The 23,436-nt window shown below is 62.4% G+C and carries 20 protein-coding genes; 12 read left to right on the top strand and 8 right to left on the bottom strand.

The genetic code is table 11. The annotated features are described in order from the left end of the window. On the bottom strand, positions 1-1,116 hold the full coding sequence (locus tag LIX93_RS22810; RefSeq protein WP_226506330.1) for a DUF6515 family protein: 1,116 nt from the start codon (positions 1,114-1,116) through the stop codon (positions 1-3). 440 nt (positions 1,117-1,556) lie between these two features. On the opposite strand from LIX93_RS22810, the gene LIX93_RS22805 reads away from it, so the two are divergent. Then, the gene (locus tag LIX93_RS22805; protein WP_226506329.1) at positions 1,557-2,036 is read left to right on the top strand and encodes an Lrp/AsnC family transcriptional regulator; all 480 of its coding nucleotides are present in this window, start codon (positions 1,557-1,559) and stop codon (positions 2,034-2,036) included. Positions 2,037-2,157: 121 nt separating this feature from the next. Here the strand turns inward: LIX93_RS22805 and LIX93_RS22800 are convergent, their stop codons facing one another. From LIX93_RS22800 to LIX93_RS22785, 4 genes are all read right to left on the bottom strand, one after another. Continuing rightward, a complete protein-coding gene (locus LIX93_RS22800) occupies positions 2,158-2,724 on the bottom strand; it encodes a pseudouridine synthase (protein WP_226506476.1) in 567 nt (188 codons plus the stop codon). 280 nt (positions 2,725-3,004) lie between these two features. After that, on the bottom strand, positions 3,005-4,477 hold the full coding sequence (amn, locus tag LIX93_RS22795; protein ID WP_226506328.1) for an AMP nucleosidase: 1,473 nt from the start codon (positions 4,475-4,477) through the stop codon (positions 3,005-3,007). Between the two features lie 163 nt (positions 4,478-4,640). After that, entirely contained in the window at positions 4,641-6,284 is a 1,644-nt protein-coding gene (locus LIX93_RS22790; RefSeq protein WP_226506475.1) for an acyl-CoA dehydrogenase family protein, read from the bottom strand. 71 nt (positions 6,285-6,355) lie between these two features. Next, on the bottom strand, positions 6,356-8,755 hold the full coding sequence (locus LIX93_RS22785; protein ID WP_226506327.1) for a 7TM diverse intracellular signaling domain-containing protein: 2,400 nt from the start codon (positions 8,753-8,755) through the stop codon (positions 6,356-6,358). A gap of 277 nt (positions 8,756-9,032) precedes the next feature. Between LIX93_RS22785 and LIX93_RS22780 the strand changes: the two genes are divergently transcribed. From LIX93_RS22780 to LIX93_RS22765, 4 genes are all read left to right on the top strand, one after another. Then, complete coding sequence (locus LIX93_RS22780; protein WP_226506326.1) at positions 9,033-9,830, top strand: hydroxymethylpyrimidine/phosphomethylpyrimidine kinase; 798 nt, start codon at positions 9,033-9,035, stop codon at positions 9,828-9,830. An 86-nt stretch (positions 9,831-9,916) separates the two neighbouring features. Next, positions 9,917-10,543 (top strand): thiamine phosphate synthase, encoded by a 627-nt coding sequence (gene thiE / locus LIX93_RS22775; RefSeq protein ID WP_226506325.1) that lies wholly within the window; start codon positions 9,917-9,919, stop codon positions 10,541-10,543. 45 nt (positions 10,544-10,588) lie between these two features. Beyond that, complete coding sequence (gene hemL, locus LIX93_RS22770; protein ID WP_226506324.1) at positions 10,589-11,875, top strand: glutamate-1-semialdehyde 2,1-aminomutase; 1,287 nt, start codon at positions 10,589-10,591, stop codon at positions 11,873-11,875. Positions 11,876-12,017: 142 nt separating this feature from the next. Then, positions 12,018-12,566, top strand: a complete 549-nt coding sequence (locus LIX93_RS22765) for a tetratricopeptide repeat protein (protein WP_226506323.1) — start codon at positions 12,018-12,020, stop codon at positions 12,564-12,566. A 76-nt stretch (positions 12,567-12,642) separates the two neighbouring features. Here the strand turns inward: LIX93_RS22765 and LIX93_RS22760 are convergent, their stop codons facing one another. Further along, positions 12,643-12,969: a DUF1820 family protein gene (locus LIX93_RS22760; RefSeq protein WP_226506322.1), complete on the bottom strand. Its 327-nt coding sequence runs from the start codon at positions 12,967-12,969 to the stop codon at positions 12,643-12,645. A gap of 152 nt (positions 12,970-13,121) precedes the next feature. Between LIX93_RS22760 and miaB the strand changes: the two genes are divergently transcribed. The 5 genes from miaB to lnt all read left to right on the top strand — a co-directional run bounded on the left by miaB (position 13,122) and on the right by lnt (position 18,539). Beyond that, positions 13,122-14,447, top strand: coding sequence for a tRNA (N6-isopentenyl adenosine(37)-C2)-methylthiotransferase MiaB (gene miaB, locus LIX93_RS22755; RefSeq protein ID WP_226506321.1), 1,326 nt, complete (start codon positions 13,122-13,124; stop codon positions 14,445-14,447). 219 nt (positions 14,448-14,666) lie between these two features. Further along, complete coding sequence (locus tag LIX93_RS22750) at positions 14,667-15,662, top strand: PhoH family protein (RefSeq protein ID WP_226506320.1); 996 nt, start codon at positions 14,667-14,669, stop codon at positions 15,660-15,662. After that, positions 15,655-16,149, top strand: coding sequence for an rRNA maturation RNase YbeY (ybeY, locus tag LIX93_RS22745; protein WP_226506319.1), 495 nt, complete (start codon positions 15,655-15,657; stop codon positions 16,147-16,149). The genes LIX93_RS22750 and ybeY overlap by 8 nt, the downstream gene beginning before the upstream one ends. A 5-nt stretch (positions 16,150-16,154) precedes the next feature. After that, on the top strand, positions 16,155-17,000 hold the full coding sequence (locus tag LIX93_RS22740) for an HlyC/CorC family transporter (RefSeq protein ID WP_226506318.1): 846 nt from the start codon (positions 16,155-16,157) through the stop codon (positions 16,998-17,000). 15 nt (positions 17,001-17,015) lie between these two features. Next, positions 17,016-18,539, top strand: coding sequence for an apolipoprotein N-acyltransferase (gene lnt / locus LIX93_RS22735; RefSeq protein ID WP_226506317.1), 1,524 nt, complete (start codon positions 17,016-17,018; stop codon positions 18,537-18,539). Positions 18,540-18,615: 76 nt separating this feature from the next. On the opposite strand, the gene LIX93_RS22730 is transcribed toward lnt, so the two are convergent. After that, positions 18,616-19,380 (bottom strand): YdcF family protein, encoded by a 765-nt coding sequence (locus LIX93_RS22730; RefSeq protein ID WP_226506316.1) that lies wholly within the window; start codon positions 19,378-19,380, stop codon positions 18,616-18,618. A 189-nt stretch (positions 19,381-19,569) separates the two neighbouring features. After that, a complete protein-coding gene (locus LIX93_RS22725; RefSeq protein WP_226506315.1) occupies positions 19,570-19,878 on the bottom strand; it encodes a hypothetical protein in 309 nt (102 codons plus the stop codon). Positions 19,879-20,106: 228 nt separating this feature from the next. On the opposite strand from LIX93_RS22725, the gene leuS reads away from it, so the two are divergent. Beyond that, entirely contained in the window at positions 20,107-22,713 is a 2,607-nt protein-coding gene (gene leuS / locus LIX93_RS22720; protein ID WP_226506314.1) for a leucine--tRNA ligase, read from the top strand. 75 nt (positions 22,714-22,788) lie between these two features. After that, positions 22,789-23,394 (top strand): LPS assembly lipoprotein LptE, encoded by a 606-nt coding sequence (gene lptE, locus LIX93_RS22715; protein WP_226506313.1) that lies wholly within the window; start codon positions 22,789-22,791, stop codon positions 23,392-23,394. Positions 23,395-23,436: the final 42 nt, after the last annotated feature.

Here is a 23,436-nt window from a genome sequence, read left to right as displayed (position 1 = left end):
TCAGTTGACCTGGTAGCCGCGGCTGGCCAGGCAATTGCCCATGTTCTGACGGTACACGTAAGCCACCGAATCAGCTGGCGCGTAGGTCGCGGTGGCCGGGTCGAAGCCACTCTGCTGCGCGGCATAGCGCTGGCAATCGTAACGATCCTGCTCCATCTGCGACGGGCTCTGGCCGTTGGCCGGGTAGAACGACACGTCGATGCCACCCGTCTGCGCTGGCTGCGGTTGAGACTCCGGCACACCTTGTGGCGGATTAACTACCACGTAATCCTGGCTGTCATCCATGTACTGGTAGTAGGTGCCTGCAGCGAGGAAGAACACCGCGCCGCCAATCCACATGCGGGTCGCATAGTCCGGCAACTCGCGCGTACGAATGCCATAGGGCGGCGCTACCACTACATAGCGCGGACCTTGCGGACGGTACCAGTAGCCGCCGGAATAGAAGAAGTCCTGGCCACGGTACGGCACGCGGTATTGTTGACCGGGAAAGCGATCGATGGTGTAGCCCGGACGATACTGCGGTCCTGGTCCCCAGCCGTTACCCCGACCTGGTCCACCAGGTCCGCGGCCATCGTTGCCGCGACCAGGGCCGTAATCGCCCCGTGGCCCTTCGTTGTTGCCGCGAATCGGCTGCTGCGTCTGCCACACCACGCCTGGCTTGCCCTGGATCGCCGGGCCATCCTGGCGGCCTGGTTGAGGCGCCGGCACTTGCGGGCCATGGCTTTGCTGTTCCTGCACGCGCTGGGCCTGACGCTGGTTGAATTCCTGCTGGCGCTGCTGCCATTGGGTCTGCTGCTGTTGCTGCTGCTGACCGCGTTGCTGCTCTTGTTGCTGGCCACGCAGTTCGCGTTGCTGTTGCTGCACCTGCTGTTGCATCTGTTGCTGCTGGCCACGCTGCTCCTGCTGCTGGTTGCGTTGCTGCTCTTGCACCCTCTGCTGCATCTGTTGCTGGACCTGCTGACCTTGCTGCTGACCACGTTGCTCTTGTTGTGGGGCGCGGTTCTGCCCGCCCCCTTCTGGCCGATTTTGCGGACCGTTGTCGTCGGCCCAGGTTTGAGCACTCACGCTCAGGTACAGCAAACCGACGCCAGCCAGGCGCCAGATGGGCGAATTCATGGATTCCTCACGGGATAGGGCGGTACAGATAAGACTGGAAAACAGGCATGCGGTTCGCGCGACCCGGCCCAGATGGCAAAATTATTATCGGCCGTGGATGCGCTTTTGATAATGAAATCTGCGCATAAAAAAAGGGAGACCCGTCGGCCTCCCTCGATGAACTTCGTCCTGGCGCGACGCTTTTGGCATCGGCTCACATCACGCCGTCTTCTGGACAGTGTGCAGCCCGGGGGCCAGCCCGACCCGGTGGGGTTGGCGGCCGCAGCCGGCCTGCTTGGGCCTGCTGCTGTGGACTCGTGTCCGGGCAGTGATTCTGTGTATAAGCATAGAGCCGTACGATGAGGACAGGATTGCGAAATTTGCTCACAAAATCACTGCTTGCGCAATTTTTCGCTGCGGATAGATAATCCCACGCAATCGCTATCATTCGGGGCCGTGTAATGAGCAAGCTGGACCGCTACGACTTGAGCATTCTTGCTGAACTGCAGCGCGATGCGCGCATCTCCAACCAGGAACTGGCCGAGCGTATCGGTCTGTCGCCTTCACCCTGCTCACGGCGGGTCAAGCAGTTGGAGGATGACGGCTATATCTCCCGTCAGGTAGCCCTGCTGGACCGCAAGAAGCTCGGGTTGAGCCTGACGGCCTATGTGCTGATCGGCATGGACCGCCACACTCCGGAGCGTTTCGAGCATTTCGAGGCGGCCATACGCACTTTGCCCCAGGTGATGGAATGCAGCCTGGTGACCGGGATGGATGCTGACTACCAATTGAAGGTGGTGGTGCCGGACATGGACCACTACCAGAAGCTGCTGCTCGGGCACCTGACCCGTATCGACGGCGTGACCAGCGTGCGCTCCAGCTTTGTGCTCAATCAGGTGCTGGCGAGCACGGAGTTGCCGTTGTTGCATTTGCGCGGGTGATCCGGCGGCGAGCCTGCTGACGCCTTCGCCGCCGAACGCGCCACCTTGCTCCCACAGATGTCGACTTGCGCTTGGTCCACACTGTGGGCAGCAAAGCTGCTCGCAAAGTGGCGCGCGCGAACTAAAGCCGAGCCGGCGCCTCGCGCCACTGCCCTTGTTCGAGGCCATCCAGCGTCCACGGACCGATGGCCACGCGCACCAGGCGCAAGGTCGGCAGCCCCACGGCGGCGGTCATCCGCCGCACCTGGCGATTGCGTCCTTCCTTGATCACCAACTCCAGCCAGTGCGTCGGCACACTCAATCGAAAGCGTACCGGCGGATCCCGCGGCCATAATGCCGGCTCCTCCAACATGCGCGCCTGGGCGGGCAAGGTCATGCCGTCGTTGAGCTCGACACCTTCGCGTAGCCGCTGCAATTGCTCGTCGGTGGGCGAACCTTCTACCTGCACCCAGTACGTCTTGGCCAACTTGTGTTTGGGGTCGGCGATCCGCGCCTGCAGTTGTCCGTCGTTGGTCAACAGCAGCAAGCCTTCGCTGTCGCGGTCCAGGCGACCGGCCGGGTACACGCCCGCCACGTCGATGAAATCCTTGAGCGTCGCCCGCCCTTCGCCATCGCTGAACTGGGTCAGTACATCGAACGGCTTGTTGAACACCAGCAAGCGCGGCTCGGCAGGCGGTGCTTTGGCCACACGGCGATTGGCAGACGCAGGCGCGCCCTGGCGACGAGACGCAGGCCGGGCGGCGGCCGGGCGGGGAGGTTTGGACATGGACGAGGATTCACGGGCAGCAGGGCCGCCTATGCTAGTGGGCCGGGTGCCTTTGAGCAAATCCCGGGAGATCGAGGGAGACCTTGACGGCCCCTTCGCGGGTAGAGCCCGTTCCCACAGGAATACGCAGATCCACTGTGCAAGCAAGGCTCGCCCGCGAAGGGGGCCGCGATAACGATGAAGATATCGCAGACCACCCCTTTCAGCGGAACGGCGGCTCGTCGAAGCTGCGCAGTTTGCGCGAGTGCAACGAGTTGAGCTGATTGCGCAGCAGATCAAGCGCGGCGATGCCGATCTTCAAGTGCTGGCTGACCGCGCGGTTATAGAAAGCGTTGGCCGAGCCCGGCAGCTTGATCTCGCTGTGCAGCGGTTTGTCCGACACACACAACAACGTGCCATAAGGCACTCGCAAACGGTAACCCTGGGCGGCGATGGTACCGCTCTCCATATCCACCGCCACGGCACGCGACAGGTTGATCAGCGGACGCTCCTGCGCCCAACGCAGCTCCCAGTTACGGTCGTCGTAGGTCAGCACGGTGCCGGTGCGCAAGCGCTTTTTCAGCTCGTCGCCGCGTTCACCCGTCACCTGCGCCGCCGCCTCTTGCAGGGCCATCTGCACTTCGGCCAGTGCCGGGATCGGGATATTGGGTGGCAATACCCGATCCAGAATACCGTCCTGACGCATGTAGGCGTGAGCCAGCACATAGTCGCCGATGGTCTGCGACTGACGCAGGCCGCCGCAATGACCGATCATCAGCCAGCAGTGCGGACGCAGCACCGCGAGGTGGTCGGTGATGTTTTTGGCGTTGGATGGGCCGACGCCGATATTGACCAGCGTGACACCGTCGCCATCGGCCGCGATCAAGTGGTACGCGGGCATCTGGTAGCGGTGCCAGACCACGCTGTCGACCAAGGCCTGAGCCTCGGTCTGGTCCATGCCCTTGTCGATGATGACGTTGCCGGGCATGACCATACGCACGAAGCGCGGATCGCTCTGCAATTGCTCGAGGCCGTGGCTGACGAACTGGTCGACATAGCGATGGTAGTTGGTCAGCAGGATCCACGGCTGCACGTGCCGCCAGTCGCTGCCGGTGTAGTGCACCAGGCGACGCAAGGAGAAGTCCACCCGCGCGCCATCGAACAGTGCCAGCGGCAACGGATCGACGTTGGCCCAGTCGTAGAGGCCATCAGCGATGCCATCGGTGGCGGCGGACAGGTCGGTGCTCGGGAACACCCGCGCCAGCGCTGCGGCGGTGACACCGGTGCCGGCCAGCTCATCGCCTTGGTCGACGACATACGGATAAGGGATGTTCTGCTCGCTGACGCCCACTTCGACCTTGACCTCGAAGTCGCGCATCAACGGGCGCAATTGCTCGACGAGGTACTTGCGGTAGGCGGCTGGCTGGGTCACGGTCACCGAATAGACGCCTGGGGCCTGCAGCTTGGCGTAGGCGCGGGTAGTACTGGGCACTTCGCCGTGGAATTCGTAGGTAATGCGCAATTCGGGATAGCGGAACAGCGCGCGCTCGGCAGCGTCGGGTTCGCTGCGATCCTTGAGATAACGCTTGAGTGCCTGGCTCAGAGACTGGGTCGCCTGATCGTGCAGCAGGGCGAGCTGGTCGACGGCTTGCTCGGCGGTTTCAACGACAACGAAAGCTGGGGCAGTTTGGGTCACGGTGCACGTCCTTTCTGATCTTGCAGAGCTGCATCTTGCCTGTATCCGGTTGATGTGTCGCGTTTTTCCAGACACCACTCCGGTGGGCGCGGACTAAGCCCGCGAAGCTTCTCGACTTTCCAACATCCACAAAGCTTCGCGGACAGAGGCCGTTCCCACCGGGTTATAGCGGCATTGCCCGCTGGACGAGCGCAGCGGCATCGACGCCCTGCGGCAATGCGCCATAGGTACGCCCACTGCCCTCCAGACGGCTGGCGATAAAGGCATCGCTGACCAGGCTGTCGCCCGCCTCCAGGAGCAATTTGGCTTGCAGCGCCAGGGCGATGTCCTCGGTCAGTTGCCGTGCACGGTATTGCGCGTCCTGGGGGTCGGCAAAGGCCGCGCGCAGACGCCCGATATGCGTGGCCAGGTGCCGGTCGCCATGGCCATCGCCCAGCTCGGCGAACAGGCTGTCGAGCACCCCAGGCTCCTTGGAAAGCGCTCGCAGCACGTCCAGGCACTGGACGTTGCCCGACCCCTCCCAGATCGAATTCACCGGTGCCTCGCGGTACAGTCGCGGCAGGATACTGTCCTCCACATACCCCGCGCCGCCCATGCATTCCGCCGCTTCATTGATCATCGCCGGCGCGCGCTTGCAGATCCAGTACTTGCCCACCGCCGTCACCAGCCGAGCGAAGCGCGCCTGCTGCGGATCCCCCAGTTGGTCCAGCGCCTGGCCCATGCGCAGGGTCAACGCCAGCGCTGCCTCGCTCTCGAGCGCCAGATCGGCCAGCACGTTCTGCATCAGGGGCTGCTCGGCCAGCACCCGCCCGCCCACACGTCGATGGGCACAGTGATGCGCCGCCTGGGTCAAGGCCTGGCGCATCAGCGCGCTGGAACCGATCATGCAATCGAAACGGGTCATGGCGACCATCTCGATGATGGTCGGCACACCGCGGCCTTCCTCACCGATCATCCACGCCAGGGCGCCGCGAAACTCCACTTCGCTGGAAGCATTGGAAACGTTGCCGAGCTTGTCCTTGAGGCGCTGGATATAGAATTCGTTGCGGGTGTTGTCCGGGCGATGACGTGGCAGCAGGAAGCAGCTCAGGCCCTTGTCGGTCTGCGCGAGGGTGAGGAAGGCATCGCACATGGGAGCCGAACAGAACCACTTGTGGCCCAGCAGTTCATAGGCCTGCCCGGGCCCCGGCGCGCCCACCGGGTAAGCCCGAGTGGTGTTGGCGCGCACGTCGGTGCCGCCCTGCTTCTCGGTCATGGCCATGCCGATAGTAGCGCCGCTTTTGAGGCCGACTTCCAGGTTGCGGGGGTCGTAGTGGGTCGAGAGCACCTTGGGCAGCCAGCGCTCGGCCAGCTCCGGCTGCAAGCGCAGCGCGGGCACGCAGGCGAAGGTCATGGTCAACGGGCAGCCGCTGCCTGCTTCGGCCTGAAAGTGCAAGTACGCCAGCCCCGCCCGCGCCACGTGAGCGCCCGCCTGCGGATCGGTCCAGGGCAGGGATGGCAGGCCGTGCTCGATCGCCGTGGCCATCAGTTGGTGGTAAGCGGGATGAAACTCCACCAGGTCGACTCGGTGGCCATAGCGGTCATGACTGCTGAACACCGGTTTGTTGCGATTGGCCAGGAACCCGGCGGTCATCAGCGGCCCGCCCGCCAGTGCGCCGTAGCCCTCAAGCCGGGGGGCAGCCCAACCGGCGCCGAAGCGCTGGGTCCATTGCTGCAGCGGCAGGTCGGCCAGGTAGAGATTGAGGCCGTCCAGGGAGGGCGGCTGATTGCTGACTTCGTGGGTTTCGGCGAACTGATGGAGATTCATCACGGGCGGCTCCGACGGGTCGATGCCCCAGTGAATCACGGGCATCGCCTCGATCAAAGAGGCAAAACCGCCTAACCGCCGACCTGCTCGCTTTGTTTATGTGCCAACAGCCAGCTGTGCAGCAGGCTTTGCAGCTCTTCGAAGCGCACCGGCCGATGCATGCATTCGGTCATTCCGGCCGCCAGGTAACGGTCGCGGTCACTGCGTTCGAGGCTGGCGACGATCCCCAGCACGGGGATGTCCTTGGTGCGCGGCACTTCACGCAAGCGCGCGCAGACGACCGCGCCATCGGTCATGGGTGAGTGACAATCGAGCAACACCGCATCGAAGTTCTCGCTCTGCATCTGCTCGATGGCCGCGTTGGCACAGTCGGCAGTGCGCACCCGATAGCCGAGCTTGAGCAGCATGCCGCGCAACACTAGCTGGTTGACGCTGTTGTCATCGATCAGCAACAGCGTGCAATCGTGCGCCGAGCGCCGCGTGCTTTCGGGCAGCTTGCGCGAGATGGTCGTATGCATCGGCAGCGGTTCGACCACCGCCAGCTTGACGGTCAGGGTGAAACAGCTGCCCCGCCCGGGTTCCGATTGATGGTGCAACTGACCACCAATCAACTCCGCCAGTTGTCGGCAGATCGCCAGGCCAATCCCCAGGCCGCCGTACTCGCGGGTCATGGAGCTGTCGACTTGATAGAAGCGCTGGTAGAGGGTGTCTTCGTCCAGATAGCTGAAGCCGATACCGGTGTCGATGATCTTGAAGGTCAGCGCCAGGTTGTTCTCGTCATCGACCTCGCCCAGCACCTGCAGACGCACCACGCCCTGGCGGGTGAACTTCACGGCATTGTCGAGCAGACAGCTCAGGCACAGCGCCAGCTTGCGCGAGTCGCCTACCAGCTTGTCGGGCAGGATGCTGAGGATATCCAGGGCGAAGGCCAGGCCCTTGTTGTGCGCTTGGCGGGCGAACTGCAAATGCACGCCATCCAGCAGCCCCTGCAGGCGGAAGGGCTCGTGACGGGGGTAGAGCTTGCCGGCCTGCAGCTCGGTGAGGATAAGGATGTCGTCGACCATGCGCATCATGTCGCGTGCCGAGGTGGCGGCAGTCTGCTGATACTGCTCGAGCTCGATATTCATCGGCACCGTCTGCATCAGCTCCAGCGAGCCGATCACGCCGTTCATGGGGGTGCGCAGTTCGTGGGTGACGGTGGCCAGGAACTCGTCCTTCAGGCGGTTGCTGTTGGACAGCTGCTGGTTGAGCAGCTCGAGCTTGTGCCCAGCCTCCACCAGAATCCGCGACTGCTCTTCGCGCATGGCATTGATGCGGTCGGCAAGGGCCAGCGACAGCAGTCCGACCTCCAGTGCCGAGCCCAGTTGGCTGGAGTACATGGTGATGAATATATTGGGCAGATAGCCCAGCACCATCAAGGTGTTGACCACGCCGCCGGCGAGGAAGGCGGTCCAGGCGATCATGAAATAGCGCGCCTGGCGCTGCCCCCGCCACCAGGCCTTGACCCCAGCGCTGAAGATCACCACGGTGAACAGCAGCGCGAGCAATGTGGCCAGGCGCAACGCCAGACCATAACTGGCACCCAGCGACATCACCATCACTACGAGCCCGTAGACCATTAGCCCCTTGAGCAGCCAGTCGAAGACGCGGCTGTGCTCGCGGGTCTGCAAAAAGCTGCGCGAGAACTGGCAGCCGAAAAACGCCGCAGCGCCAATCAGCAACGGGGTCGCGGCGTTGGCCCACCAAGGATTCTCGGGCCACAGGAACTCGACGCCGGCACCATTGACCGACACCTGATAAAGGCCGAACGAGGCGATGTAGAGGATGTAATAGAGGTAGCTGGTATCACGCACGCTGAGGTAGATGAACAGGTTGTAGACCAGCATCCCCAGTAACACGCCGTAGATCATCCCCAATACGTAAAGGCGCTCGGGCTGGGCCTCGAGGTAGGCGTTGCTTGACCACAGGGTCAGCGGTACCTGCACAGAGCCTTCGCTCTGCACGCGCAGGTAGAGGGTCTGCGCCTGTTGCGGCACAAAGGGGATGTCGAACACGAAGTTGTTCTGGCGGATCACCCGGTTCGAGTAGGGCAAGGTGTCGCCGGTGACTTGCGAACGATAAAAGTGCCCGTCGGCATCGGCCTGATAAAGCTCGACGTGGTCCATCGGCGGATAGGCCAGTTCAAGCAGCCAGTTGCGCGCTACCCCACTTTGCCGGGGCGTATAGCGCAGATCAAGGCGGATCCAGAACGCCGACTTGGAATAGCCGGCGTTGAGAACCTCATCCGTGTTGCGATGAAATCGAGCCTGGGCTTCAGGCGCACTAACCTCATCGATGGTCGCCTCGCCACTGCTGTCCTCAAGGACCTGCATCGTGCGCCCCAGGGGCAGGCTACGAGTGGACTCGTCGAAATCGACGGCGCTGGCCAGCATGGGCAGCCAGGTAAAAAGTAATATCAGCAAATAGCGCATACAGCCCCGGGGAAGCCTGTCAGGTACGTCGGGAAGCCCCCATTCCCTTTGAGACGACGTCACCCGCAGTGCCTGTTATTCAATATGGCTGCATCCTAGCATAGCTATAAGGTTGTGTAGGACGCGAATGAAAATATCGATTCCAAGGCTCTATCCCGGACCTTTCAGCCGATAATACACGGGTCGCCACATGGACTTTCCGACGAAGTAACTGGCTATATGCCATCAAGCGCGCACCCTCCTCCATCGACCCCCGCTCGTGATAAGCTCGCCCACCATGAATATTTATAGCTCACGCCCCGTAGTTCTTTGCCTCTCCGGCCACGATCCCAGTGGTGGCGCCGGTCTGCAGGCCGATATCGAAGCGCTCATCGCCCAGGGCTGTCACGCAGCGCCCGCCGTTACTGCGCTGACGGTGCAGGACACCGTCAATGTCAGCGATTTTCGCGTGCTTGATCGCGAGTGGGTGCTGGCCCAGGCCAACGCCGTGCTCAACGATTCCACGGTGGCAGCCGTCAAGCTGGGCATGCTCGGCTCGCTGGAGATGGTCGACACGGTGGTCGAGCTGCTGCTGGCCAATGCGCACCTGCCGATGGTCTGCGATCCGGTGCTGCGCGCCGGTGGCGGCGGTCGGCTGGGCAAGGATGAGGTCGGATACGCCATGCGCGAACGGCTGTTGCCACTCGCGACCATCGCGACGCCCAATCTGCCCGAAGCGCGCATCCTCGCGGAATTGCCGCAAGGCAGCGCCGACGAGTGCGCCGATAAACTGCTGCCCTATGTGCGGCATCTGTTGATCACCGGCGGCCATGGCGACGAGCAACAGATCCATAACCGTTTGTACAGCCGCGATGGCAGCTGCCAGACCTACACCTGCGAGCGCCTGCCCGGCAGCTATCACGGCTCGGGCTGCACCTTGGCCAGTGCCCTGGCCGGCCGCCTGGCATTGGGCGAGCAACTGGGCAGCGCGGTCAAAACGGCGCTCGACTATACTTGGCGCACGCTGCGCGATGCCGAACAGCTGGGCAAAGGCCAGTTCGTCCCGCGCCGGCTGCCTTTAGACTTCTGTTCCTGATCGGAGCGCCCACCGGTGCTCCCCGCCCTGAGTCCAGCGCCGCTGGACCCTACCCCGATCGGATCGCGACGCAAGAGGCTTGCTGCATGAAACTACGTGGCCTGTATGCCATTACCGACGGCCAGTTGCTGGCTGGTAAATTCATCAAGTACGTGACGGCCGCGCTCGATGGCGGCGTCACGCTGCTGCAGTACCGCGACAAAAGCACGGATGAGGCCCGCCGTCTGCGCGAGGCCGAGACCCTGCTGAAGCTGTGCGAGCCCTACAAGACCCGCCTGATCATCAACGACGACGCCGAACTGGCTGCGCGTCTTGGCGTCGGCGTGCATCTGGGCCAGACCGACGGCCCGCTGACACCTGCCCGTGCACTGCTGCGCCCGCAGTCGATCATCGGTTCGACCTGCCACGGCAGCCTCGAGATGGCTCGCCAGGCCGCGCGTGAAGGCGCGAGCTACGTGGCCTTCGGGGCATTTTTTGCCTCATCGACCAAGCCGGAAGCCCAAGTCGTGCCCCTCGACGTACTGGCCCAGGCCAGGGCCGAGCTAAAGCTGCCGATCTGCGTGATCGGCGGCATCACCCTCGCCAACGCCCCGCAGCTGGTGGAAAACGGTGCCAGCCTGCTGGCGGTGATCAGCGACCTGTTCGGCGTCGATACAACGGCTGAAGTCACCCGCCGCGCCCGCGCCTTCAATGAATTGTACAAGTCTGCCTGACGGCCTCGCGCCCCATCAGCCACCTGTCTACTGAGAGTTATTGCCATGTCCCGCTCCGAATCGCTGTTCGCCAACGCCCAGAAACACATCCCCGGTGGCGTCAACTCGCCGGTCCGTGCATTCAAGAGCGTCGGCGGCACCCCGCTGTTTTTCAAGCATGCAGCAGGCGCCTATGTGACTGACGAGGACGACAAGCGTTACGTCGACTACGTCGGCTCGTGGGGGCCGATGATCCTCGGCCACAGCCACCCGGATGTCCTCGACGCTGTCCGCCGCCAGCTCGAACACGGCCTGTCCTACGGCGCCCCGACCGAGCTGGAGACGCTGATGGCCGAGCGTGTCTGCGCCATCGTGCCGTCGATGGAAATGGTGCGCATGGTCAGCTCCGGCACCGAAGCCACCATGAGCGCGATCCGCCTGGCCCGTGGTTTTACTGGCCGCGACAGCATCATCAAGTTCGAAGGCTGCTACCACGGTCACTCCGACAGCCTGTTGGTCAAGGCGGGCTCGGGAGCTTTGACCCTGGGCGTGCCGAGTTCGCCCGGCGTGCCTGCGGCATTCGCCAAACATACCCTGACCCTGCCCTTCAACGACCTCGGCGCCCTCGAGCAGATGCTGGGCGAAGTCGGCGAAGAAGTTGCCTGCATCATCGTTGAGCCGGTGGCCGGCAACATGAACTGCGTGCCGCCTGCGCCGGGCTACCTGGAGGGCCTGCGTCGCCTGTGCGACCAGCACGGCGTGGTGTTGATTTTCGATGAAGTGATGACCGGTTTCCGTGTCGCCTTGGGCGGCGCTCAGGCTTATTACAACGTGACACCGGACCTGAGCACTTTTGGCAAGATCATCGGCGGCGGCATGCCGGTAGGCTGCTTTGGCGGCAAGCGCGAGATCATGTCGCATATCGCGCCGCTGGGCCCGGTCTACCAGGCAGGGACGCTGTCGGGTAACCCGCTGGCGATGGCCGCCGGCCTGAAGACCCTCGAACTGATCAGCCGCCCAGGCTTTCACGCCGAATTGAGCGACTACACTACGCGCATGCTCGATGGCCTGCAGCAACGTGCCGACGCCGCTGGCATCCCGTTCGTGACCACCCAGGCGGGCGGCATGTTCGGCCTGTACTTCAGCGGTGCCGACGACATCGTCACCTTCGACGACGTGATGGCCAGCGATGCCGAGCGCTTCAAGCGCTTCTTCCACTTGATGCTCGAGGGCGGTGTATACCTGGCGCCGAGCGCGTTCGAGGCCGGCTTCACGTCGATCGCCCATGGTGATGCCGAGCTGAAAATCACCCTCGATGCTGCCGAGCGAGCCTTCGCCAAGCTCAATGACTGACCTTGAAACATCTGTGGGAGCGGGCTTCATTTCAGAAAAAACCGCAAAGACTTTGTAACCAGGCCCCGGCTTATTTCATAATGTACCTACAGTATTTACAGGACGGGCTAGCCCGCATCCTTGCAGAGGTAAGTCGATCCCCATGAACCGCACCGGCCGCGCCCTTGCTTTGGGCTGCCTGTTGCTCCTTCAACCCCTGCTGGCGCAGGCAGGGGGAAACTCGTTGCTGATACCAGCGACGGGCCGGTGCACCCTCAATACTCAGCCCGAGAACCTACCGCAGGCGCTCTCCGCGTGTCAGCAAGCGGCGAAGTCCGGGGACGCGCAGGCGCAATACGAGCTGGGCGAGTTCTATTACGACGGCAAAAATGGCCCGCGCGACCTGACCCAAGCGCTCAACTACTTCGAGCAGGCCTCGCTGCAGGGCCACGCCGACGCGCAATATCATCTGGGGATCATGTTCTTCCGCGGCGAAGGCGTGCCGGCCAATAACGTTCAGGCCTATATCGTGCTGAAGATGGCGGCCGTCAATGGCCAGGAAGATGCGCTGGATACCGCTGATCAGGTGTCGGCGCAAATGAAGCGCGAAGAACTCGAAGTGGCCACTCAGGTGCTGGGGCAGATCTTCCGCAAATACCTGCTGGAGCTGCAAACGGCTGACGGGCGTACGCCGTTCGCACCGCTGCCCTGAGAGCTTCGCGGGCAGGGCCCGCGCCAACAGGGATAGCGTTTTCCACCCTGTGGGCGTTGCGAGAGGCTATCAGGATTTACTTTTCAGGCATGGGCATCGGGAACGGCATGACATTGCTGACGCCGCGCGCCTCACTGATTTTCGGCGTACCCAGTCGCTCGACTTCGTCGATGCGCACGATCGAATGCATCGGCACGAAACTGCGCACCACCCCTTCGAACTGCGCCTTGAGCTTCTCTTCGCTAGGGTCGACGACCAGTTGGCTGCGCTCGCCGAACACGAACTCCTCGACCTCGAGAAAGCCCCACAGATCGCTTTGATAGATCTGCTTGGCATACATCTCGAATACTTGGCCCTGGTTGAGGAAAATCACTTTGTAGATTGGAGCTTCGCGTTTGGTCATCGTGGGCAGGTAACGGCATGAGGACTGGAAAGAGGGCGCAAACTATAGCACAGCCGCCCGGCAGGCAATCCCCGATAGCACTGCCGCCCCCTATCAAGTGTGCGACCACACCCCTATAATGCGCGGTTCTTTGAATGACCAGATGATCCAGCATGGCCAAGAAGCTTTATATCGAAACCCACGGTTGCCAGATGAACGAGTACGACAGCTCGCGCATGGTCGATCTGCTGGGTGAACATCAAGGCCTGGAAGTCACTGCCCGCGCTGAAGACGCCGATGTGATCCTGCTCAACACCTGCTCGATCCGCGAGCGGGCGCAGGATCGCGTGTTCTCGCAACTGGGCCGCTGGCGCGAACTGAAACTGGAAAAACCCGACATGGTGATCGCCGTCGGTGGCTGCGTCGCCAGCCAGGAAGGCCAGGCCATCCGCGACCGTGCGCCCTACGTCGACGTAGTATTCGGCCCGCAGACGCTGCACCGGCTGCCAGAAATGATCAACGCCGTGCGCACCACAAAGCTGCCGCAGGTGGACATCTCGTTCCCCGAGATCGAAAAATTCGACCACCTGCCCGAACCGCGCATCGATGGCCCCACCGCCTATGTATCGATCATGGAAGGCTGCAGCAAGTACTGCACCTTCTGCGTGGTGCCCTATACCCGCGGCGAAGAAGTCAGCCGGCCGTTCGACGACGTGCTGGGCGAAATCATCCACCTGGCCGACAACGGCGTGCGTGAAGTGACGATGCTGGGGCAGAACGTCAACGGTTATCGCGGGCTGACCCACGATGGCCGCCTGGCCGACCTCGCCGAGCTGATCCGCACCGTGGCCACCATCGAGGGTATCGAGCGCATCCGCTACACCACTTCGCACCCGCTGGAGTTCTCCGACAGCCTGATACTGGCCCACGCTGAAGTCCCGCAACTGGTCAAGCACCTGCATCTACCAGTGCAATCGGGCTCGGACCGCATCCTGGCGGCCATGAAGCGCAACCACACGGCGCTGGAGTACAAGTCGCGAATTCGCAAGCTGCGCGCGGCGGTACCGGATATCTGCATCAGCTCGGACTTCATCATCGGCTTCCCTGGCGAAACCGAAAAAGACTTCGAACAGACCATGAAGCTGGTAGCGGATGTCGGCTTCGATTTTTCCTACTCGTTCGTCTACAGCCAGCGCCCGGGCACACCGGCCGCCGACCTTGCCGACGACACCCCGGAAGAGGTGAAAAAGCAGCGCCTCAACGCACTGCAACAGCGCCTCAACCAGCAGGGCTTCGAGATCAGCCGACAGATGGTTGGCAGCACCCAGCGCATTCTGGTCACGGACTACTCACGCAAGGACCCAGGCCAGTTGCAAGGGCGTACCGAGAACAACCGGATCGTCAACTTCACCTGCGACGATGCCCGTTTGATCGGCCAATTCGTCGACGTGCATATCGACGATGCCCAACCGCACTCGCTGCGCGGCTCGTTGCGCTGAACGCTTCGCGCGCAAAGCTTGCTCCCACTGACAACCTTATCCAGTGTGAGAGCGGGCTTGTGCGTTCGGCGGCGAAGAGGCCCGGATATATCACGCAAATGAACGGTCAGAACACTTTGCCCCTGCCGCAGCGAGCCATCAATTAACCGCTTTCGCACACAAGCTGCAGGGTTTATCCTTGAGTCCATCTAAATTGCCGTCGGGCGGCCATAAACGACCTTGAACGCACCCATAGAACCTCATCGCTTCATCCTCGAGCCCTTTGAAGCTCGCCGATTCGCCAACCTGTGCGGACAGTTCGACGAGCACCTGCGCCTCATCGAACAACGCCTCGACATCGAGATCCGCAACCGCGGAAACCAGTTCGAGCTCATTGGCGAGCCCTCCACCACCGCCTCCGCCGAGCAACTGCTGCGTCGCCTGTACCGGGAAACCAAAGGCAGCGAGCTGTCGCCCGATACCGTGCACCTGTACTTGCAGGAGTCGGCCGTTCAGGAGCTGAGCAACCCCGCCCAGAACGAAGTCGCCGTGGCCTTGCGTACGCGCAAAGGCATGATCCGCCCTCGCGGGCTGAACCAACAGCGCTACGTGAAGGAGATCCTCGGCAACGATATCAACTTCGGTATCGGCCCGGCGGGCACCGGCAAGACCTACCTGGCCGTGGCCTGCGCCGTCGATGCCCTGGAGCGCGAGCAAGTGCGCCGCATCCTGTTGGTGCGTCCGGCGGTCGAAGCGGGCGAAAAGCTCGGCTTCCTGCCCGGCGACCTGGCACAGAAGATCGATCCGTACCTGCGCCCGCTCTATGACGCCCTGTACGAAATGTTCGGCTTCGAGCACGTGACCAAGTTGATCGAGCGCCAGATCATCGAGATCGCCCCGCTGGCCTACATGCGCGGCCGTACGCTCAACAACAGCTTCATCATTCTCGACGAGAGCCAGAACACCACCGTCGAGCAGATGAAAATGTTCCTCACCCGTATCGGTTTCGGCTCAACGGCCGTGATCACCGGTGACGTCACCCAGGTCGATCTGCCCAAGGGCACCAAGTCCGGCCTGGCGCATGTCATTGAGGTACTGGACGGCGTACCTGGCATCAGCTTCACCCATTTCAAGCCCAAGGATGTGGTGCGCCACCCGCTGGTGCAACGCATCGTCGAGGCCTACGAGCGCTTCGAGAATCGCGACGTCGAGGCCGGCAAAGCCAAACATGGTTGAAATTGACCTGCAACGGGCCAGCCAGAGCGCCGGCCCCAGCGATGCCGACTTTCGCCAATGGTGCGAACAGGCCCTGCGCCAGCGCAAAGGCGACTCGGAGTTGACCATTCGCCTGGTCGACGAGGCCGAAGGCCGCGAGCTGAACCATACCTATCGGCACAAGGATTACGCCACCAACGTCCTCTCCTTCCCGGCTGACGTCCCTGACGACATGCTCGATATCCCGCTGCTCGGCGATCTGGTCATCTGTGTCCAGGTGGTCGAACGCGAGGCTCAAGAGCAAGGCAAGGCGCTCGACAGCCACTGGGCTCATCTGGTGATTCATGGCTGCCTGCATTTACTCGGCTACGATCATATCGATGACGAAGAAGCCGACGAGATGGAAGCACTGGAACGGACGTTGCTTGCACAATTGGGTCACCCGGACCCTTATGCCGATGACGAAGACGATTTCCCTACCCACGCAACGACAAAGGAACACGAGTAAGCGCCATGAGCGAAGACCGATCGAGCAACGGGCAAAAGTCCTGGCTGGGTAAACTCACCCAAGCTTTTGCCCATGAGCCGAAAAACCGCCAAGAGCTCCTCGAGCTGTTGCGCGAGGCGCACCAGAACAAGCTGCTGGACAGCGAAGCGCTGACCATCGTCGAAGGCGCCATCCAGGTCGCCGACCTGCAAGTGCGCGACATCATGGTGCCGCGCTCGCAGGTCATGAGCATCCGCGCCACGCAGACCCCTCGCGAATTCCTCCCGGCCGTCATCGACGCCGCCCACTCGCGCTATCCAGTCATTGGCGAAAGCCACGACGAAGTCCTCGGCGTGCTGCTGGCCAAAGACTTGCTGCCGTTGATCCTCAAGGAGAACGGCGACACCTTCAACATCAAGGATCTGCTGCGCCCGGCTACGTTCGTGCCGGAGTCAAAGCGCCTCAACGTGCTGCTGCGCGAGTTCCGCGCCAACCATAACCACATGGCCATCGTCATCGACGAATACGGCGGCGTGGCGGGCCTGGTGACCATTGAAGACGTGCTGGAGCAGATCGTTGGCGATATCGAAGACGAACACGATGTCGAAGAAGACAGCTACATCAAGCCACTGCCCAGCGGTGACTTCCTGATCAAGGCGCTGACGCCGATCGAGAACTTCAACGAGTTCTTCGACACCGAGTTCTCCGACGATGAATTCGATACCGTCGGCGGGCTGGTCATGAGCGCCTTCGGCCATCTGCCCAAGCGCAACGAGACCACCGAAATCGGTGACTATCGCTTCCGCATCCTCAATGCCGACAGCCGCCGCATTCACTTGCTGCGTATCTCCCCTCTCTCTCGCCAGGTTTGACCCTTAAGGATCATGATGCGCTGGATCACCCGCCCCGGCTGGCCCGGTAACCTGCTGGCCGTGCTGGCCGGCGCCCTGACCACCCTGGCCCTGGCGCCCTACGATATCTGGCCATTGGCCCTGATCTCGCTAGGGATGCTGTACCTCGGTTTGCGCGATCTGACCCCGCGTCAAGCGCTGGGCCGCGGCTGGTGCTACGGCTTCGGCATCTTTGGCGCCGGGACCAGCTGGATCTACGTCAGCATCCATAACTTCGGCGGCGCCTCGGTGCTGCTGGCCGGCTTCCTGATGTTGTTGTTCTGTGCCGCAGTGGCCTGGTTCTTCGCCCTGCCAACCTGGCTGTGGGCGCGCTGGCTACGGCGCAACGAAGCCCCCCTGGCAGATGCCTTGACCTTCGCGGCACTGTGGATGGCTCAGGAAGCCTTCCGGGGTTGGTTCCTGACCGGCTTCCCGTGGATGTACTCCGGCTACAGTCAGCTTGACGGCCCGCTGGCCGGGCTGGCCCCGGTGGGTGGCGTGTGGCTGATTTCCTTCGTTCTGGCCTTGAGCGCGGCATTGCTATGCAACCTGCCAGGGCAGCGCTTGCGTCAGCGCAAAGCCTTCATGGCGGCCGGCGTGGTGTTGCTGGTGGCGCCTTGGGCGGCAAGTGTGGCGCTCAAGAGCCATGCCTGGACCCGACCCGCTGGTGCGCCACTAAGCATCGCCGCCATGCAAGGCAACATCGAGCAGGAAATGAAGTGGGACCCGGAGCAGGTCAATGCGCAGCTGGCGTTGTACCGCGACATGACGTTCACCGCCCGGCGCACTGACCTGGTGATCTGGCCGGAGACTGCCGTGCCGATCCTGCTGGATCAGGCCACGGGCTATCTGGCCATGATGGGCAAGTTCGCCGCCGAGCGAAATTCAGCGCTGATCACCGGGGTACCGATCCGCCAGGAATCCAACGGCGAGCGGCGCTTCTACAACGGCATCACGGTGACTGGCGAGGGCGAAGGCACCTACCTGAAGCAAAAACTGGTGCCATTCGGTGAATACGTGCCGCTGCAGGACCTGCTGCGTGGGCTGATCAGCTTCTTCGACCTGCCCATGTCTGACTTCGCCCGAGGCGCCAGCGATCAGACGTTGCTGCGCGCCAAGGGTTATTCGATCGCGACGTTCATCTGCTATGAAGTGGTGTATCCCGAGTTCGCTGCTGGCCAGTCGGCGCGCAGCGATCTGTTGCTCACCATCAGCAACGACACTTGGTTCGGCACCTCGATCGGCCCGCTGCAGCACTTGCAGATGGCCCAGATGCGCGCACTGGAAGCCGGCCGCTGGATGATCCGCGCCACCAACAATGGCGTCACGGCGCTGATCGACCCGCACGGGCAGATCACCGAGCAGATCCCGCAGTTCAAGCAAGGCATCATGTACGGCGAAGTCACGCCGATGGAGGGCCTGACGCCGTATCTGCGCTGGAGGTCCTGGCCGATGCTGTTCGTCTGCCTGGCACTGTTTGGCTGGGCGCTGTTGGCATCGCGTATGGCGAAGACGGTTTGAGTGGATGAGTTCACGGCAACTTTGTTTGCCATACCGGCCCCTTCGGCGGCGAAGGGGCAAGTCGGCAACCGCTCACCTACCGGTAGAACACCCGATACCCCACCGCCCCTACTGCCTCGTTGAGCAACTGCGCATTGCGCCAGAACGCTCGACTCTCCGGCAGCCACCCGCCCAGCGGGGTGTCCTGATCCACCCCCATGAACCCCACCGGACCGGCCACCACGGTCAATCCGGCATGCTCGAAACTCCATACCGCTCGCGGCATATGCCATGCCTGGGTGACCACCACGACCCGCTGGATACCCTCGGCCTTGAGCATCCGCGCACTGAATTGAGCGTTCTCCCAAGTCGTGCGGCTTGCTTCTTCCTGCCAGCGGGCGGTGACGCCAAAATCATCGTGCAGCGACTGCGCCATGATCCACGCCTCTGACGGCGGCGTCCCATAGTGCAAACCACCCGACGTCAGCACCGGCAAGCCAGAGGCCTTGGCCAGCCGGGCGGCGAAGCGCACGCGTTCCAGCGCCAGGCCGGTGGATTGATCCACGCCGCCCCAGGCCGGATCGCCGCGCTCGCGCCCAGCCCCCAGAATAACGATTGCGTCGGCGCGCTGCGCCAGGGTGGCCCACTGATCCAGTGCCAATGGCGGCTGGCTTTCCATCCAGCGGGCTACGTGCAACGTGACCACCGGCAGGCTCATCAGCCACAGGCCACCCAGGCCAAGCACGAAGCAGCCAGTGGCCAACCGCGGCCGGGAGCGACGCCAGCACCAGGCAAGCAGCAACAGCAGGAACAGAATCCCCGGCGGCATGAGCAGTTGTTTGAGGATGAAGCGAAGTGGCATGGGGCATCTCCCTGAAAGATGCCGGGCAGCCTAAGGGCTCGCGCAAGTTTGGACAACCGCTGGCGGACGCTGCGCCTGAACCGGCTCTTCGCGGGAAAGCTTTGTTCCCAGACTGCTAGCCGATTGAGTCGTACACCTGTGGGGGCATGGCTTGCCCGCGAAAGAGCCGTCAGCCCTGCCCCGCATCATTCAGAAAACACGTGTTCGGGGAGGCGCCTTGCGCTTGCGCTTGTCCTTGAGCCAAACCACATTGGCAGTGCGTTGCACCGGCACGGGATCGATGTCCGCGCAATCGGCGTGCACCCCGGTACCGCTGAGTTGCAGGTACGCGTTGATCCAATCGAATTCGGCACGGGACAACCCGCGCAACTCCAACTCCCGAGGCTCCTCGTTGCGCAGTCGAACTGCGGTGCGGGCCACATCCAGCGCCAATCCTAGACGATCGATAAGACGTTCACACAGCTCCGGCTCCATTGCTTTCAGATGCGAATCTACCATCCGTTCACCTCATTGCAGACATGACTGACTCCCCAGTCACAAGCTTAGCGTCACCTGCGAAACCAGCCTCGTGCCGCGACCAACGGAAGGCGCGGCGCAATCAGCGTTTCCCTCAATAAGGGGGGGTCATGTATGCTACGGCGTTTATATAATCGACACCGCAATGCCGGCCGCTGCGTCTCTTTGGCAGCCTGGATAAGGTCATCCATTTCTCAGCAAAAAGTAGCCATGCACGAACTCTATCAGCCCCGCGAAATCGAAGCCGCCGCCCAGACCTTCTGGGACGAGCAAAAGTCCTTTGAAGTCAGTGAACAGCCAGGCAAGGAGACCTTCTACTGCCTGTCGATGTTCCCTTACCCCAGCGGCAAGCTACACATGGGGCACGTGCGCAACTACACCATCGGCGACGTGATCTCCCGCTACCAGCGCATGCTTGGCAAGAACGTCCTGCAGCCCATGGGCTGGGACGCCTTCGGCATGCCGGCGGAAAACGCCGCGATGAAGAACAACGTCGCGCCGGCCAAATGGACCTACGAAAACATCGCCTACATGAAAACCCAGCTGCGCAGCCTGGGCCTGGCGGTGGATTGGTCGCGCGAAGTGACCACCTGCAAGCCCGATTACTACCGCTGGGAGCAGTGGCTGTTCACCCGCCTGTTCGAAAAAGGCGTGATCTACCGCAAGAACGGCACCGTCAACTGGGACCCGGTCGACCAGACCGTCCTGGCCAACGAGCAAGTGATCGACGGCCGCGGCTGGCGCTCCGGCGCGGTGATCGAAAAACGCGAAATCCCGATGTACTACTTCAAGATCACCGCCTATGCGGATGAACTGCTGTCGAGCCTCGATGACCTGCCGGGCTGGCCTGAACAGGTCAAGACCATGCAGCGCAACTGGATCGGCAAGTCCAAGGGCATGGAGGTGCAGTTCCCGTACCACCAGGCCAGCATCGGTGAAGCCGGTACGTTGAAGGTCTTCACCACGCGCCCCGACACCCTGATGGGCGCCACTTATGTGGCTGTGGCCGCCGAGCACCCGCTGGCCACCCTGGCAGCGCTCAACAATCCTGAGTTGCAAGCGTTCATCCATGAATGCAAGAGCGGCAGCGTCGCCGAAGCCGACGTCGCCACCCAGGAGAAAAAGGGCCTGCCGACCTCGCTGTTCGTCGAGCACCCGCTGACCGGTGAAAAACTGCCGGTGTGGGTCGCCAACTACGTGCTGATGCACTACGGCGACGGCGCCGTGATGGCTGTCCCGGCTCACGACGAGCGCGATTTCGAATTCGCGGTCAAATACAACCTGCCGATCAAGCCCGTCGTGCGTACCAGCGTAGGCGACCTGACCCCGGCACCGTGGATGGCGGCCTACAATGAACACGGCACGCTGATCAACTCCGGCGAGTTCGACGGCCTGGACTTCGAAGGCGCGTTCGATGCCATCGAAGTTGCCCTGATCAAAAAGAATCTGGGTGCCTCGCGCACCCAGTTCCGGCTGCGCGACTGGGGCATCAGCCGCCAACGCTACTGGGGCTGCCCGATCCCGATCATCCACTGCGATGCCTGCGGTGACGTGCCGGTGCCTGAAGACCAGCTGCCGGTCGTGCTGCCCGAAGACGTGGTACCGGACGGCGCCGGTTCGCCTCTGGCGCGCATGCCTGAGTTCTACGAGTGCAACTGCCCGAAATGCGGCGCACCGGCCAAGCGTGAAACCGACACCATGGACACCTTCGTGGAGTCGTCGTGGTACTACGCTCGTTACGCCTCGCCGCACTATGAAGGCGGCCTGGTAGAAAAATCCGCAGCCGATCACTGGTTGCCGGTCGATCAATACATCGGCGGTATCGAACACGCCATTCTGCACCTGCTCTATGCACGCTTCTTCCACAAGCTAATGCGTGACGAAGGCCTGGTGAACTCCAACGAGCCGTTCAAGAACCTGCTGACCCAAGGCATGGTGATCGCCGACACCTACTACCGTCGCGAAGCCAACGGTGCCTACACCTGGTTCAACCCGGCCGACGTCGAACTCGAACGCGACAGCAAGGCCAAGGTGATCAGCGCCAAGCTCAAGGCTGACGGCCTGCCGGTGGAAATCGGCGGTACCGAGAAGATGGCCAAGTCGAAGAACAACGGCGTCGATCCACAATCGATGATCGATCAGTACGGCGCTGATACCTGCCGCCTGTTCATGATGTTCGCCTCGCCGCCGGACATGAGCGCCGAGTGGTCCGATTCTGGCGTCGAAGGCTCACACCGCTTCCTCAAGCGCGTCTGGCGCCTGGCCCAGGCTCACGTCAGCCAGGGCTTGCCAGCCAAGCTCGACGTCGCCGCGCTGAACGACGAGCAAAAGGCCGTCCGCCGTGCCATCCACCTGGCCATCAAGCAGGCCAGCCAGGACGTCGGCCAGCACCATAAATTCAACACCGCCATTGCTCAGGTGATGACGCTCATGAACGTGCTGGAGAAAGCCCCGAACGCGAGCGTTCAGGATCGCGCCCTGGTACAGGAAGGCCTGGAAACGGTCACCCTGCTGTTGGCGCCGATCACACCGCACATCAGCCATGAGCTGTGGCATCAATTGGGCCACAGCCAACCGGTGATAGACGCTGGCTGGCCGGTACTGGATGACAGCGCCCTGGTGCAGGACACCCTCACTCTGGTGATCCAGGTCAACGGCAAGCTGCGCGGCCAGATCGACATGCCCGCCAGCGCCAGCCGTGAAGAAATCGAAGCCGAGGCGCGCAGCAACGAAAACGTACTGCGCTTCATCGACGGCCTGACGATCCGCAAGGTCATCGTCGTGCCGGGTAAATTGGTCAATATCGTCGCCAGCTGATTGGATCGCACGCCCGGGACCACTCCGGGCGTCTCTCACAGAGTCGGCTCACAAGGTTTGAAGGGAGCAACAACAATGATCAAACGCAATCTGCTGGTGATAGGTCTGGCCGTCGCGCTGAGCGCCTGTGGTTTCCAGCTGCGTGGCACGGGCACCACGAAAATGGCCCTGACCGATATCAGCGTCACCGCTCGTGATGCCTATGGCTACACCATCAAGGAACTGACTCGCAGCCTCGAGCAAAGCGGCGTCAAGGTTCACGCGGGTGCACCTTACCAGTTGAATCTGGTGAACGAAGCCGAAACCCAGCGCACCACCAGCTATACCAGTTCGGCGCGCTCTGCTGAATACGAGCTGACCACCACGGTCAACTATCAGCTGATCGGCCACGAGAAGCGCGTGTTGCTGGAAGACAGCGCTGAAGTGAACAGCTCCGTCACCCACGACGGCAGCAACCTGGCCGGCTCGCAAAGCGCTACTGACCAGGTACGTGGCGAGATGCGCCGCCAGTTGGTGCAGAACCTGATGCTGCGCCTGCAGCAGATGACGCCTGAGCGTCTCGACGCGCTGCAGGAAAAAGCCGACGCTCGCGCCAAGGCCGAGCAGGATGCTGCTGACGAAGCCAAGCGCCTCGAAGACGCCACCCCGCAGCAATCGCCGCTCGAAGTGCCAGCGAAGTAATCGGCCCGGGGCGGCCTGAAACCAGGCCGCCCCACCGAATCG

The sequence above is a fragment of the Pseudomonas sp. MWU16-30317 genome, from assembly GCF_020515695.1.
Classification (GTDB): Bacteria; Pseudomonadota; Gammaproteobacteria; order Pseudomonadales; family Pseudomonadaceae; genus Aquipseudomonas.
The sequence above is the reverse complement of the archived record's forward strand: the minus strand, read 5'-3'. Positions and strand labels throughout refer to the sequence as shown.

What these genes read in the sequence shown, in the direction of transcription:
- LIX93_RS22810 (WP_226506330.1), bottom strand. Translation starts at nt 1,116, where the DNA reads ATGAATTCGCCCATCTGGCGCCTGGCTGGCGTCGGTTTGCTGTACCTG.
- LIX93_RS22805 (WP_226506329.1), top strand. Translation starts at nt 1,557, where the DNA reads ATGAGCAAGCTGGACCGCTACGACTTGAGCATTCTTGCTGAACTGCAG.
- LIX93_RS22790 (WP_226506475.1), bottom strand. Translation starts at nt 6,284, where the DNA reads ATGAATCTCCATCAGTTCGCCGAAACCCACGAAGTCAGCAATCAGCCG.
- LIX93_RS22785 (WP_226506327.1), bottom strand. Translation starts at nt 8,755, where the DNA reads ATGCGCTATTTGCTGATATTACTTTTTACCTGGCTGCCCATGCTGGCC.
- LIX93_RS22780 (WP_226506326.1), top strand. Translation starts at nt 9,033, where the DNA reads ATGAATATTTATAGCTCACGCCCCGTAGTTCTTTGCCTCTCCGGCCAC.
- thiE (WP_226506325.1), top strand. Translation starts at nt 9,917, where the DNA reads ATGAAACTACGTGGCCTGTATGCCATTACCGACGGCCAGTTGCTGGCT.
- hemL (WP_226506324.1), top strand. Translation starts at nt 10,589, where the DNA reads ATGTCCCGCTCCGAATCGCTGTTCGCCAACGCCCAGAAACACATCCCC.
- LIX93_RS22765 (WP_226506323.1), top strand. Translation starts at nt 12,018, where the DNA reads ATGAACCGCACCGGCCGCGCCCTTGCTTTGGGCTGCCTGTTGCTCCTT.
- LIX93_RS22760 (WP_226506322.1), bottom strand. Translation starts at nt 12,969, where the DNA reads ATGACCAAACGCGAAGCTCCAATCTACAAAGTGATTTTCCTCAACCAG.
- miaB (WP_226506321.1), top strand. Translation starts at nt 13,122, where the DNA reads ATGGCCAAGAAGCTTTATATCGAAACCCACGGTTGCCAGATGAACGAG.
- ybeY (WP_226506319.1), top strand. Translation starts at nt 15,655, where the DNA reads ATGGTTGAAATTGACCTGCAACGGGCCAGCCAGAGCGCCGGCCCCAGC.
- LIX93_RS22740 (WP_226506318.1), top strand. Translation starts at nt 16,155, where the DNA reads ATGAGCGAAGACCGATCGAGCAACGGGCAAAAGTCCTGGCTGGGTAAA.
- lnt (WP_226506317.1), top strand. Translation starts at nt 17,016, where the DNA reads ATGCGCTGGATCACCCGCCCCGGCTGGCCCGGTAACCTGCTGGCCGTG.
- LIX93_RS22730 (WP_226506316.1), bottom strand. Translation starts at nt 19,380, where the DNA reads ATGCCACTTCGCTTCATCCTCAAACAACTGCTCATGCCGCCGGGGATT.
- LIX93_RS22725 (WP_226506315.1), bottom strand. Translation starts at nt 19,878, where the DNA reads ATGGTAGATTCGCATCTGAAAGCAATGGAGCCGGAGCTGTGTGAACGT.
- leuS (WP_226506314.1), top strand. Translation starts at nt 20,107, where the DNA reads ATGCACGAACTCTATCAGCCCCGCGAAATCGAAGCCGCCGCCCAGACC.
- lptE (WP_226506313.1), top strand. Translation starts at nt 22,789, where the DNA reads ATGATCAAACGCAATCTGCTGGTGATAGGTCTGGCCGTCGCGCTGAGC.